The following is a 12,289-nucleotide window of genomic DNA, read 5'->3' on the forward strand; positions in this document are numbered from 1 at the left end:
CATGAAATAACTAACTGATTACTCTACAGTTACCGACTTGGCGAGGTTGCGCGGCTGGTCAACGTCGGTGCCTTTGATCAGCGCGACGTGGTAGGCCAGCAGCTGCAGCGGCACGGTGTAGAAGATTGGCGCAATCACCTCTTCCACGTGCGGCAGTTCGATAATGTGCATGTTATCGCTGCTGGTGAAACCGGAATCCTGGCCAGCGAAGACATAGAGCACACCGCTACGGGCGCGAACTTCTTCGATGTTGGACTTCAGTTTTTCCAGCAGTTCGTTGTTAGGTGCCACAACGATAACCGGCATATCGGCATCAATCAGCGCCAGCGGGCCGTGTTTCAGCTCGCCTGCGGCGTAGGCTTCCGCGTGGATGTAGGAGATCTCTTTCAGCTTCAGCGCGCCTTCCAGCGCGATAGGATACTGATCGCCACGGCCAAGGAACAGGGCGTGATGCTTCTCAGAGAAGTCCTCTGCCAGTGCTTCAATGCGTTTGTCCTGGGATAGCATCTGCTCGATACGGTTCGGCAGCGCCTGTAGGCCATGCACGATATCCTGCTCGATAGAGGCGTCCAGACCCTTCAGGCGGCTCAGCTTCGCCACCAGCATCAGCAGCACGGTGAGCTGGGTGGTGAAGGCTTTGGTAGACGCCACGCCGATCTCAGTGCCAGCGTTGGTCATCAGCGCCAGATCGGATTCACGCACCAGCGAGGAGCCCGGCACGTTACAGATCGCCAGCGAACCGAGGTAGCCCAGCTCTTTGGAGAGGCGCAGCGCGGCCAGGGTGTCCGCCGTCTCACCGGACTGGGAGAGGGTGATCATCAGGCTGTTGCGGCGCACGGCAGATTTGCGGTAGCGGAACTCAGAGGCAATTTCCACATCGCACGGAATACCGGCCAGCGATTCAAACCAGTAGCGTGACACCATCCCGGAGTTGTAGGAGGTCCCGCAGGCAATGATCTGGATATGCTCAACCTGAGCGAGCATCTCGTTGGCTTTCTCGCCCAGCTCGCTGAGATCGATCTCACCGTGACTGATACGCCCGGTCAGGGTGTTTTTAATGGCGTTCGGCTGCTCGTAGATCTCTTTCTGCATGTAGTGGCGGTAGATACCTTTATCGCCCGCATCATATTGCAGATTAGATTCGATGTCCGGGCGCTTCACTTCGTGGCCTGAACGATCGAATACCACGACGCTACGGCGGGTCACTTCCGCAATATCGCCCTCTTCGAGGAAGATAAAGCGACGGGTCACCGGCAGCAGGGCCAGCTGGTCAGAGGCGATGAAGTTTTCGCCCATGCCAAGGCCGATAACCAGCGGGCTACCGGAGCGGGCGGCCAGCAGCGTGTCAGGGTCGCGGGTATCCATGATAACCGTACCGTATGCGCCACGCAGCTGCGGGATAGCGCGCAGAACGGCATCGCGCAGCGAACCGCCTTTTGCCAGCTCCCAGTGCACCAGGTGAGCGATCACCTCGGTATCGGTTTCGGAGACAAATTCATAGCCGCGCGATCTTAACTCTTCGCGCAGCGGCTCGTGGTTCTCAATAATGCCGTTATGCACCACCACGATATGTTCAGAGACATGCGGGTGAGCGTTGCCTTCAGACGGCTCACCGTGCGTTGCCCAACGGGTATGGGCAATACCGGTTCCGCCATGCAGCGGATGCTCTTCGGCTGCTTGAGAGAGCATCTGGACTTTACCGAGACGACGCAGGCGGGTCATATGCCCTTCACTGTCGACCACTGCCAGACCGGCAGAGTCATAGCCACGGTATTCGAGACGACGTAAGCCTTCGAGAAGGATTTCAGCAATATCACGCTGCGCAACTGCGCCAACAATTCCACACATAGTTAGATTTCCTGATTATGGCGTAAGCCATGCGTTGTCGGTCAACCTGCGTTACCCGTTTTCCGGGCGCCCCGAGCCTTGTAGAGAGTGGGGTTATATTTATAGCTACTGCTGGTGGGCGGGAGATCTATATTGACCTCCTCATCCCTGTATGCCGGACGACGCTAGCGCCTGCCCGACCTACAAAATGGTTTACTTCTTCTTGACCGGACGCTTCCAGCCCTTGATATGGGTCTGTTTCACTCGGCTGATGACCAGTTCGTCCTCGGCAACGTCACGGGTCACCGTGGTTCCCGCAGCAATGGTAACGCCGCTGGCCACGCTCACCGGGGCGATAAACTGCGAATCAGAGCCGACAAAGACGTCATCGCCGATAATGGTTTTATGCTTATTGGCCCCATCGTAGTTACAGGTAATAGTCCCTGCGCCGATGTTAACGTTGTCGCCAATCTCCGCGTCGCCCAGATAGGTCAGATGTCCCGCCTTCGAGCCTTTGCCCAACCGCGCCTTTTTCATCTCGACGAAGTTACCAACGTGCGCGCCAGCCAGCAGCTCCGCGCCAGGGCGCAGACGGGCAAACGGACCGATGGTGCAGGCCGCTTCAAGAGTGGCATCTTCTACCACGCTGTAGGGGCTGATTTCGCAGTCGTCACCGATAACGCTGTTTTTGATCACGCATCCCGCGCCGATTTTGACCCGGCTGCCCAGGGTGACGTTACCTTCCAGAATAACGTTGGTATCGATCTCGATATCTCGACCGTGGCTCAGCGTACCGCGTAGGTCAAAACGTGCCGGATCGCGCAGCATGACGCCCGCCAGCAGCAGCTTTTCTGCCTGCTCGGACTGATAGACGCGCTCAAGACGAGAAAGCTGCAGACGGTTGTTCACCCCCTCAACTTCGCTCAGACGCTGCGGATGCACCGCCGCGATCTCACGCCCTTCCAGGTAAGCCAGCTCGATAATGTCGGTGATGTAGTACTCACCCTGCGCATTGTCGTTAGTGAGCTTGCCCAGCCAGCGCTTCAGATCCGCACCGTTGGCAATCAGGATGCCCGTATTGATCTCCTGAATTTTATGCTGTTCAGGGGTCGCGTCTTTATGCTCAACGATGCCGGTGACCTTCCCGTCTTGACGGGTGATACGGCCATAGCCGGTAGGATCGTCAAGCTTCACGGTGAGCAGTCCAATGCCGCCCTGCGGCTTGGCATCGCGCAGACGCTGCAGTGTCTCAACGGAGATCAGCGGTACGTCTCCGTAGAGCATCAGGATATCTTCATCGCCGGCAAAACCAGGGGCAGCCTGCTGCATAGCATGGCCCGTACCCAGCTGTTCCGCCTGCAGCACCCAGTTCAGGTTGTCGTCACGCAGCGTCTGTTTAAGCAGATCGCCGCCGTGGCCGTAGACCAGGTGAACGTGACGTGCGCCGAGATTATTCGCGGCATCAATGACATGCTGTACCATCGCTTTCCCGGCGAGAGTATGAAGCACTTTAGGAAGATCCGAATACATACGGGTTCCCTTGCCAGCGGCAAGGATCACCACGCTCATGCTACTGTTCAACATACGCGTCCTGACTCTAGTTTGAAGAAGAATTTTTACCGTTTACTGTTGAAAATACTACATTTTTTTCAACGTGAAATGGGGTGCGTATAAAATGTGCATTTGGCATCTTTTATTCGCGCTGATCCCCCTATTTTGGTCCATCATAGAACGAATTACCGCGTTACGCGTACATTTTGCTGCACATGTACTCGCTATGCCGATGTTTTTACGTTTCTTTCGTTCCCTGAATAAAGAGAGCGCAGTAAACCCGCTGCCGCTTCGGCGCAAATTGAAGGTGAGTATAAGGGCATCCAGAAGAGGAGAATCCAGGTCGATCGGGCGATATTTGTCGAGGAATATAAAACACAAAGGCCGCCCAATAGGCAGCCCTTGTTATGTTCTGTTTATACCGTCAGCGATTGTAGTTCTAATCGGCGGTATCTTTAGTCATTACAGATTAAACGTACCAAAAGAAACGTTCATGTTATTGAAGAAAGCGATGATTTTGTTAATCAGTTTCATGATGTTTTCCCGGTCGATGGATTCATTAGTGTGACTTACTTCACAAAAATAAGTCTACGCCGTGTTGATTAATCGATCAACATTTTTGTGATGAAACTCACAAAAAAGATAAAACACCTTTTCAATAGCCGCATTACCGGTACGCAGGCATAAAAAAAGCCAGCCTGGAGACCAGACTGGCTTCGTACGTTCAAGCCGGTGTTACATCGCTTTTTTGGTCAACTCGATAACGCGCAGTTTCGCAATAGCTTTGGCCAGCTCCGCAGACGCCTGAGCGTAATCCACGTCGCCGTGCGAGCTCTTAATGTGCTCTTCTGCTTTACGCTTCGACTCCAGGGCTCGCGCTTCGTCGAGATCCTGGCCACGAATCGCGGTATCAGCCAGTACGGTCACGGTGCCCGGCTGTACTTCAAGTACGCCACCAGACAGATAGATAAACTCTTCATGACCGTGCTGTTTCACGATGCGGATCATACCAGGCTTAATGGCGGTGAGCAGCGGGGCGTGACCCGGGAAAATCCCCAGTTCACCTTCGCTACCCGTTACCTGGATTTTCTCGACCAGACCAGAGAACATCTGTTGCTCTGCGCTGACCACGTCCAGGTGGTAAGTCATTGCCATATCACCCTCCGATTAAGGCGTTAAAGTTTTTTGGCTTTTTCCACGGCTTCGTCGATGGAACCCACCATGTAGAACGCCTGCTCCGGCAGGTGATCGTACTCGCCTTCCATAATGCCTTTAAAGCCACGGATAGTGTCTTTCAGGGAGACGTATTTGCCCGGAGAACCGGTAAAGACTTCTGCCACGAAGAACGGCTGGGACAGGAAGCGCTGGATCTTACGAGCGCGTGCTACCACCAGTTTGTCTTCTTCAGACAGCTCATCCATACCCAGGATGGCGATGATGTCTTTCAGCTCCTGGTAACGCTGCAGGATAGACTGTACGCCACGCGCGGTGTCGTAGTGCTCCTGGCCAACCACCAGCGGATCCAGCTGACGGCTGGTAGAGTCCAGCGGGTCAACGGCCGGGTAGATACCCAGAGACGCGATCTGACGGCTCAGAACCACGGTTGCGTCAAGGTGCGCAAAGGTGGTGGCTGGAGACGGGTCAGTCAAGTCATCCGCAGGTACGTATACCGCCTGTACGGAGGTGATAGAACCGGTTTTGGTGGAGGTGATACGCTCCTGCAGAACGCCCATCTCTTCCGCCAGGGTCGGCTGGTAGCCTACCGCTGAAGGCATACGACCCAGCAGTGCGGATACTTCCGTACCGGCCAGGGTGTAACGATAGATGTTGTCAACGAACAGCAGAACGTCACGACCTTCGTCACGGAACTTCTCAGCCATGGTCAGGCCGGTCAGTGCAACGCGCAGACGGTTTCCCGGCGGCTCGTTCATCTGGCCGTACACCAGGGATACTTTGTCCAGAACGTTGGAGTCGGTCATCTCGTGGTAGAAGTCGTTACCCTCACGAGTACGCTCACCCACGCCTGCAAACACGGAGTAACCGGAGTGCTCGATCGCGATGTTACGGATCAGCTCCATCATGTTTACGGTTTTACCCACGCCCGCGCCGCCGAACAGGCCGACTTTACCGCCCTTGGCGAACGGACACATCAGGTCGATAACCTTGATGCCGGTTTCCAGCAGTTCCTGAGAGCTGGAGAGCTCTTCATAGGACGGTGCTGCGCGGTGGATAGCCCAACGCTCTTCTTCACCGATGTCGCCTTTCATATCGATCGGCTGACCCAGTACGTTCATGATACGACCCAGGGTCGCTTTACCTACCGGCACTTCGATCGGGTGCTCGAGATCCTGAACTTCCAGACCACGACGCAGACCGTCGGAAGAACCCATAGCGATGGTACGTACGATACCGCCGCCGAGCTGCTGCTGAACTTCCAGCACCAGACGCTCATTACCATTTGTCACTTCGAGGGCGTCGTACACGTTCGGTACGGCGTCCTGCGGGAACTCGACGTCCACCACGGCGCCGATTACCTGGACAACTTTTCCAGTAGCCATCTTGAATCCTCTACGAATTTCCTAAACCTGGTTAAACCGCAGACGCGCCACCGACGATTTCGGTGAGTTCCTGAGTTATGCTGGCCTGACGAGCTTTGTTGTAAACCAACTGCAACTCTTTAATCAGGCTACCGCCGTTATCGGTTGCGGCTTTCATCGCCACCATACGCGCGGCCTGCTCGCTGGCCAGGTTTTCTACAACACCCTGATACACCTGCGACTCGACGTAACGACGCAGCAGGGTATCCAGCAGCGCTTTCGGATCGGGCTCGTACAGGTAATCCCATGCTTTATGTTTCAGATCGTCATCCTCTGATGCCGGCAGCGGCAGCAGCTGGGTGATGGTCGGAGACTGGGACATGGTGTTGATAAATTTGTTGCTGACGATGTAAAGCTTGTCCAGACGACCTTCGTCGTAGGCCTGCAACATCACTTTTACCGGGCCGATCAGTTCGGACAGGGAAGGGTTATCCCCCATGCCGGTTACCTGAGCGACAACGTTGCCGCCTACGGAGTTGAAGAACGAGACGCCCTTCGAGCCGATCATCGCGAGTTCGCTCTGAACGCCCTTGTCGGACCACGCTTTCATATCCGCCAGCAGTTTTTTGAACAGGTTAATGTTCAAGCCACCGCACAGACCACGGTCGGTAGACACCACCAGGTAGCCCACGCGCTTGACGTCGCGTTCTTCCAGGTAAGGGTGCTTATATTCCAGATTACCGTGTGCAAGGTGACCAATCACTTTGCGCATGGTGTCTGCATAAGGACGGCTGGCTGCCATTCTGTCCTGCGATTTACGCATTTTGGAAGCGGCGACCATCTCCATCGCTTTAGTGATCTTCTGCGTGTTCTGGACGCTTGCGATCTTACTACGTATCTCTTTTGCGCCGGCCATGAGCTTCTCCTCAATGCCTTGCGGTCTGCCCTAGGACAGACCGCCAGACGTTACCAGGACTGGGTTGCTTTGAAGGAATCGAGGATGCCTTTCAGCTTGCCTTCGATTTCGTCGTTATAGCCACCGGACTGGTTGATCTCTTGCATCAGCGGAGCGTGGTCACGGTCAACGTAAGCCAGCAGAGCGGCTTCGAAGCTACCGATTTTCGCCAGTTCCACATCTTCGAGGTAACCGCGTTCAGCCGCGAACAGCACCAGACCCTGCTGCGCAACAGACATTGGAGCGTACTGTTTCTGCTTCAGCAGCTCGGTCACTTTCTGACCGTGGCTCAGCTGTTTACGGGTTGCTTCATCCAGATCGGATGCGAACTGGGAGAACGCAGCCAGTTCACGATACTGTGCCAGCGCGGTACGGATACCACCGGACAGTTTCTTGATGATCTTGGTCTGAGCAGCACCACCCACACGGGATACGGAGATACCCGGGTTAACCGCCGGACGAATACCGGAGTTAAACAGGTTGGTTTCCAGGAAGATCTGACCGTCGGTAATCGAGATTACGTTGGTCGGAACGAACGCAGAAACGTCACCCGCCTGGGTTTCGATGATCGGCAGCGCGGTCAGGGAGCCGGTTTTACCTTTTACTTCACCTTTGGTGAAGTTCTCAACGTACTCAGCGTTTACGCGGGATGCGCGCTCCAGCAGACGGGAGTGGAGGTAGAACACGTCGCCCGGGAATGCTTCACGTCCTGGCGGACGACGCAGCAGCAGGGAGACCTGACGGTAAGCAACGGCCTGTTTGGACAGGTCATCGTATACGATCAGTGCATCTTCACCGCGGTCGCGGAAGTATTCGCCCATGGCGCAGCCAGCATACGGCGACAGGTACTGCAGCGCAGCGGATTCAGACGCGGTAGCCACCACAACGATAGTGTTGGAGAGAGCACCGTGCTCTTCCAGCTTACGCACTACGTTAGCGATGGTGGACGCTTTCTGGCCGATAGCCACGTACACACACTTGATGCCGGAGTCACGCTGGTTAATGATCGCATCGATTGCCATCGCGGTTTTACCGGTCTGACGGTCGCCGATGATCAGCTCACGCTGGCCACGGCCGATTGGGATCATGGCATCAACGGACTTATAACCGGTCTGAACCGGCTGGTCGACGGACTGACGTTCGATTACGCCCGGTGCGATAACTTCGATCGGCGAGAAGCCGTCGTGTTCTACCGGACCTTTACCGTCGATTGGCGCACCCAAGGTGTTTACCACGCGGCCCAGCAGGCCACGGCCGACCGGCACTTCCAGAATACGGCCGGTACACTTAACCTTTGTGCCTTCGGCGAGGTCAGCGTACGGACCCATTACTACGGCACCTACGGAGTCGCGCTCCAGGTTCAGTGCGATAGCGTAACGGTTACCCGGCAGGGAGATCATCTCACCCTGCATACAGTCAGCAAGACCGTGGATACGGATAACACCGTCACTTACAGAAACAATAGTACCTTCGTTGTGAGCTTCACTCACAACATTGAACTGAGCAATGCGCTGCTTGATCAGTTCGCTGATTTCGGTGGAATTCAGTTGCATGCTCCAGTCCCCTTAAGACTGCAAGACGTCTGCGAGGCGTTCAAGACGGCCGCGTACGCTGCCATCAATGACCATATCACCCGCACGGATGATAACGCCTGCCATCACAGACTTATCGATTTTGCAATTCAGCTTCACTTTGCGTGACAGACGTTTTTCCATCGCGACGCTGATTTTCGAAAGCTGTTCTTCACTCAGTGCGGTTGCCGAGGTGACTTCAACCTCAGCGGTAGCCTCGCTGGCTGCACGCAATTGAATAAACTGCTCAAGAACATCAGGGAGCGCATTTAGACGACCGTTCTCTGCCATCACCTTAATCAGGTTCTGGCCGTTGGCGTCCAACTGCTCTCCACATACTGCGATAAACGACTTAGCGAGCGCTTCCGGTGCTATCGCACCGGAGAGAAGCTCTGCCATTTGTTCGTTTTTTGTCACCTCGGCGGCAAACGCCAGCATATCCTGCCAGCGCTCTACACTCTGGTGTTCGACGGCAAAGTCAAAAGCTGCTTTGGCGTAGGGGCGAGCTACCGTAACAAATTCAGACATCAGCCCCTCCCTCCTTACAGTTCAGCGACAAGTTTGTCCACGATGTCGCTGTTAGCAGCTTCATCCACGGAACGTTCGATGATCTTCTCGGCGCCAGCAACAGCCAGGACCGCAACCTGCTTACGCAGCTCTTCGCGAGCGCGCTTACGTTCGGCATCAATTTCTGCCTGCGCCTGCGCCACGATTTTAGTACGTTCCTGCTCTGCTTCGGTTTTGGCTTCGTCCAGGATCTGAGCACGACGTTTGTTCGCCTGCTCAATGATTACCTGGGCTTCCGCTTTCGCCTTTTTCAGCTGGTCGGTCGCGTTGGCCTGTGCAAGGTCCAGATCCTTTTTAGCTCGTTCAGCAGAAGCAAGACCGTCAGCAATCTCTTTTTGACGTTTTTCGATGGCAGCAATCAACGGCGGCCATACATACTTCATGCAGAACAGAACGAAAAGGACAAACGCGATGGCCTGGCCGAGGATTGTTGCGTTAAGATTCACAGCACAATGCCTCTTATCTAGTTAACGTTCTGATATTGCCCGTAAAAATCAAGCAACGCTTACTACGCGACAGCAAACATCACGTACAGACCCAGACCTACAGCGATCATTGGGATAGCATCCACCAGACCCATAACGATAAAGAACTGAGTACGCAGCAGAGGGATCAGATCCGGTTGACGCGCTGCGCCTTCCAGGAATTTACCTCCGAGGATGCCGATACCGATCGCAGCACCGATTGCCGCCAGACCCATCATCACAGCGGCAGCCATGTACAGCAGATCCATATTCAGGTTTTCCATGACAGTCTCCAGTTTGTTTCAGTTAAAACGTAGTAGTGTTGGTAAAAAAATCAGTGCTCTTCAGACGCCATCGACAGATAGACGATCGTCAGAACCATGAAGATGAAGGCTTGCAGCGTAATGATCAGGATGTGGAAAATGGCCCACGGCACATTCAGGATCCACTGTGACCACCACGGCAACAGACCAGCAATCAGAATGAAAATCAACTCACCGGCATACATGTTGCCGAACAGTCGCAGACCGAGCGAAACCGGTTTAGACAGCAGGCTTACCCCTTCAAGGATTAAGTTGACAGGAATAAATGCCCAGTGGTTGAACGGCTGCAGCGTCAGCTCTTTCGTGAAGCCGCCAATGCCTTTCATTTTGATGCTGTAGAACAGAATGAGGATAAATACGCCCAGCGCCATCGACAGGGTGATGTTCACGTCCGCAGACGGAACCACGCGCAGTGCCGGAAGGCCGAAGACTTTCTCACCGATCAACGGCAGGAAGTCGATAGGCAGCAGATCCATCAGGTTCATCAGGAATACCCAGACGAAAATCGTCAGGGCCAACGGCGCGATCACCTTGCTCTTGCCGTGGTACATGTCTTTCACGCTACCGTGGACAAAACCAATGACCAGCTCGATCGCCGTCTGGAATTTTCCTGGGACGCCGCTGGTTGCCTTTTTGGCAACGCTACGGAACACCATCAGGAACAACAGGCCCAGAACCACCGAGAAGAACATGGAGTCGATGTTCAGCGTCCAGAATGTGGCCGGGGGGTTATGCGGATCCACCAGCGAGAACGTACGCAGGTCAATCTGAAGGTTGTTCAGATGGTGACCGATGTACTCCTGCGGTGTTGAGATTTCTCCTGCAGACATGATGCCTCTTACCCTTTGTTGTTAATTACAGCGGGTGCCAGTATCTGTACAACCAGCACCGAAACCCACGTCACGATCAGCGGCAAAAACACCGCCTTCAAAACCGCCAGCGCCACCACCAGCAACACAAAGGTTGCTAACACCTTGAACGCTTCACCGAAGGCGAAGGACCAGGCCATGCGGCCTTTAGCAGGTGTATGCGCCTGATGACGCCAGGCAAAAATCATAAACAACATATTTGGCAGCACGACTGCCAGTCCACCGCATAATGCGGAGACGCCCCAGAAGGGGTCTTTGAGGCTAAACAGTAATCCACTTACTATCACAGCCAGAAACTGAATGAACAGAAGCTTACGAGCAACGTTTCTACTCAAGAGCGACAAAGACATCACGTTTTTACTCCTGCTCACTTCGAGGTATGTCGCGTGTCGTATAAAACGTTCTTTACGGCTCAGAGTCAAGCATCTAAAAGCGAGCAAATTATACGGTGCGGCCCCGTGATTTCAAACAATAAGTAGCAAAAAGGTGAATAAATGTTTAAATAAATTTCCCGAGGGCTATTTTTTCACTTTCTGACAAACTGTGAGCGCTAGTGCAAATTTGCTCATTGCGCGCCAACACTGATGTTAAAGCGTGCATCAGATCACAATTTGAACATTTGCGGTCGGGACATATTATTCGTGATAAGAAATTAGGTTGCTTCATCTTTTTGATATTTTTGATGAATCTTATCCACTCTTTCTAAAACAGCGCGATATAAAATAAAAACCTTTCATTGACATTCTTAATAAATATTTAACATCTATGTAAAATTAGTTGCGCTGATTTTTAGCAGCCTGATACTTTCCCTGTTGACTATTTTCACGGTTAATCAAACCAGGAGGTTAATGGTTGGAAAAGTCACAGTAAAATTAAGGTTAAATAGCAAAAAATCTTCCGCTGCATTGTTTCGCTTTTTTTAACAGATTCTCTACAGCGGAAAATTGCCATTTTTTGATAAAAATTAAAGCGAGTTTGCCTTAACGATCACCAAATGACGTTCCCCTTCTAGCTGCGGAACGCGCAGTTTTACCACCGACTCCACGCTGAACCCAGATGGCAGCTGAGCAATCTCATCGTCAGGTAGCTGGCCCTTTAACGCATAAAAACGCCCCTCCCCTGCCGGCAGGTGATGACACCAGCTGACCATATCATTGAGCGAGGCAAAGGCGCGGCTGATGACGCCATCAAACGGCGGCTCGGCCGGGAACTCCTCTACGCGGCTCTGCACCGGCGCGATGTTGTCAATCTTCAACTCGTGCTGCACCTGGCGCAGGAAGCGAATACGCTTGCCGAGGCTGTCCAGCAGCGTGAAGTGCGCCTGGGGCAGCACAATGGCCAGCGGCACGCCAGGCAGGCCAGGCCCCGTTCCTACGTCGATAAAGTGCGTTCCCGTCAGGTGAGGCGCAACCACCACGCTGTCCAGGATGTGGCGAATCAGCATCTCGTTCGGATCGCGTACCGAGGTGAGGTTGTACGCCTTGTTCCATTTGTGGAGCATATCGACATAGGCCACCAACTGCTGTTTCTGGTGATCGGTGAGCGAAATGCCTGCGTCGTTGAGCAGACGAGAGAGTTTGTTGAGCACGGTAGTTCCTGTCTAAAATTGAATTGCCCGGTGGCGC

12 protein-coding genes are annotated in these 12,289 nt (G+C 53.9%); all 12 read right to left on the reverse strand.

The features are described from left to right. Positions 1–18: 18 nt before the first annotated feature. Entirely contained in the window at positions 19–1,848 is a 1,830-nt protein-coding gene (gene glmS / locus FN633_RS04265; RefSeq protein ID WP_154056860.1) for a glutamine--fructose-6-phosphate transaminase (isomerizing), read from the reverse strand. Positions 1,849–2,040: 192 nt separating this feature from the next. Then, the gene (gene glmU / locus FN633_RS04270; RefSeq protein WP_154056861.1) at positions 2,041–3,411 is read right to left on the reverse strand and encodes a bifunctional UDP-N-acetylglucosamine diphosphorylase/glucosamine-1-phosphate N-acetyltransferase GlmU; all 1,371 of its coding nucleotides are present in this window, start codon (positions 3,409–3,411) and stop codon (positions 2,041–2,043) included. Between the two features lie 702 nt (positions 3,412–4,113). Continuing rightward, positions 4,114–4,533 carry a F0F1 ATP synthase subunit epsilon gene (locus FN633_RS04275; protein ID WP_042393503.1) on the reverse strand — a complete coding sequence of 140 codons (420 nt, stop codon included), beginning with the start codon at positions 4,531–4,533 and terminating at the stop codon, positions 4,114–4,116. 20 nt (positions 4,534–4,553) lie between these two features. Next, the gene (gene atpD / locus FN633_RS04280; protein WP_042393505.1) at positions 4,554–5,936 is read right to left on the reverse strand and encodes a F0F1 ATP synthase subunit beta; all 1,383 of its coding nucleotides are present in this window, start codon (positions 5,934–5,936) and stop codon (positions 4,554–4,556) included. Between the two features lie 31 nt (positions 5,937–5,967). Beyond that, positions 5,968–6,831 carry a F0F1 ATP synthase subunit gamma gene (gene atpG, locus FN633_RS04285; protein ID WP_042393507.1) on the reverse strand — a complete coding sequence of 288 codons (864 nt, stop codon included), beginning with the start codon at positions 6,829–6,831 and terminating at the stop codon, positions 5,968–5,970. 50 nt (positions 6,832–6,881) lie between these two features. After that, positions 6,882–8,423, reverse strand: a complete 1,542-nt coding sequence (gene atpA, locus FN633_RS04290; protein WP_042393509.1) for a F0F1 ATP synthase subunit alpha — start codon at positions 8,421–8,423, stop codon at positions 6,882–6,884. A gap of 12 nt (positions 8,424–8,435) precedes the next feature. Then, the gene (gene atpH, locus FN633_RS04295) at positions 8,436–8,969 is read right to left on the reverse strand and encodes a F0F1 ATP synthase subunit delta (protein WP_042393511.1); all 534 of its coding nucleotides are present in this window, start codon (positions 8,967–8,969) and stop codon (positions 8,436–8,438) included. A 14-nt stretch (positions 8,970–8,983) separates the two neighbouring features. Next, positions 8,984–9,454, reverse strand: a complete 471-nt coding sequence (gene atpF, locus FN633_RS04300; RefSeq protein WP_042393514.1) for a F0F1 ATP synthase subunit B — start codon at positions 9,452–9,454, stop codon at positions 8,984–8,986. A 62-nt stretch (positions 9,455–9,516) separates the two neighbouring features. After that, positions 9,517–9,756, reverse strand: coding sequence for a F0F1 ATP synthase subunit C (atpE, locus tag FN633_RS04305; RefSeq protein ID WP_000429386.1), 240 nt, complete (start codon positions 9,754–9,756; stop codon positions 9,517–9,519). Positions 9,757–9,806: 50 nt separating this feature from the next. Then, positions 9,807–10,625: a F0F1 ATP synthase subunit A gene (gene atpB, locus FN633_RS04310; RefSeq protein WP_154056862.1), complete on the reverse strand. Its 819-nt coding sequence runs from the start codon at positions 10,623–10,625 to the stop codon at positions 9,807–9,809. 8 nt (positions 10,626–10,633) lie between these two features. Then, positions 10,634–11,014 (reverse strand): F0F1 ATP synthase subunit I, encoded by a 381-nt coding sequence (gene atpI / locus FN633_RS04315; RefSeq protein ID WP_042393520.1) that lies wholly within the window; start codon positions 11,012–11,014, stop codon positions 10,634–10,636. A 614-nt stretch (positions 11,015–11,628) separates the two neighbouring features. Next, positions 11,629–12,252: a 16S rRNA (guanine(527)-N(7))-methyltransferase RsmG gene (gene rsmG / locus FN633_RS04320; protein ID WP_154056863.1), complete on the reverse strand. Its 624-nt coding sequence runs from the start codon at positions 12,250–12,252 to the stop codon at positions 11,629–11,631. Positions 12,253–12,289: the final 37 nt, after the last annotated feature.

This window comes from Pseudescherichia vulneris (assembly GCF_902164725.1).
GTDB lineage: Bacteria > Pseudomonadota > Gammaproteobacteria > Enterobacterales > Enterobacteriaceae > Pseudescherichia > Pseudescherichia vulneris.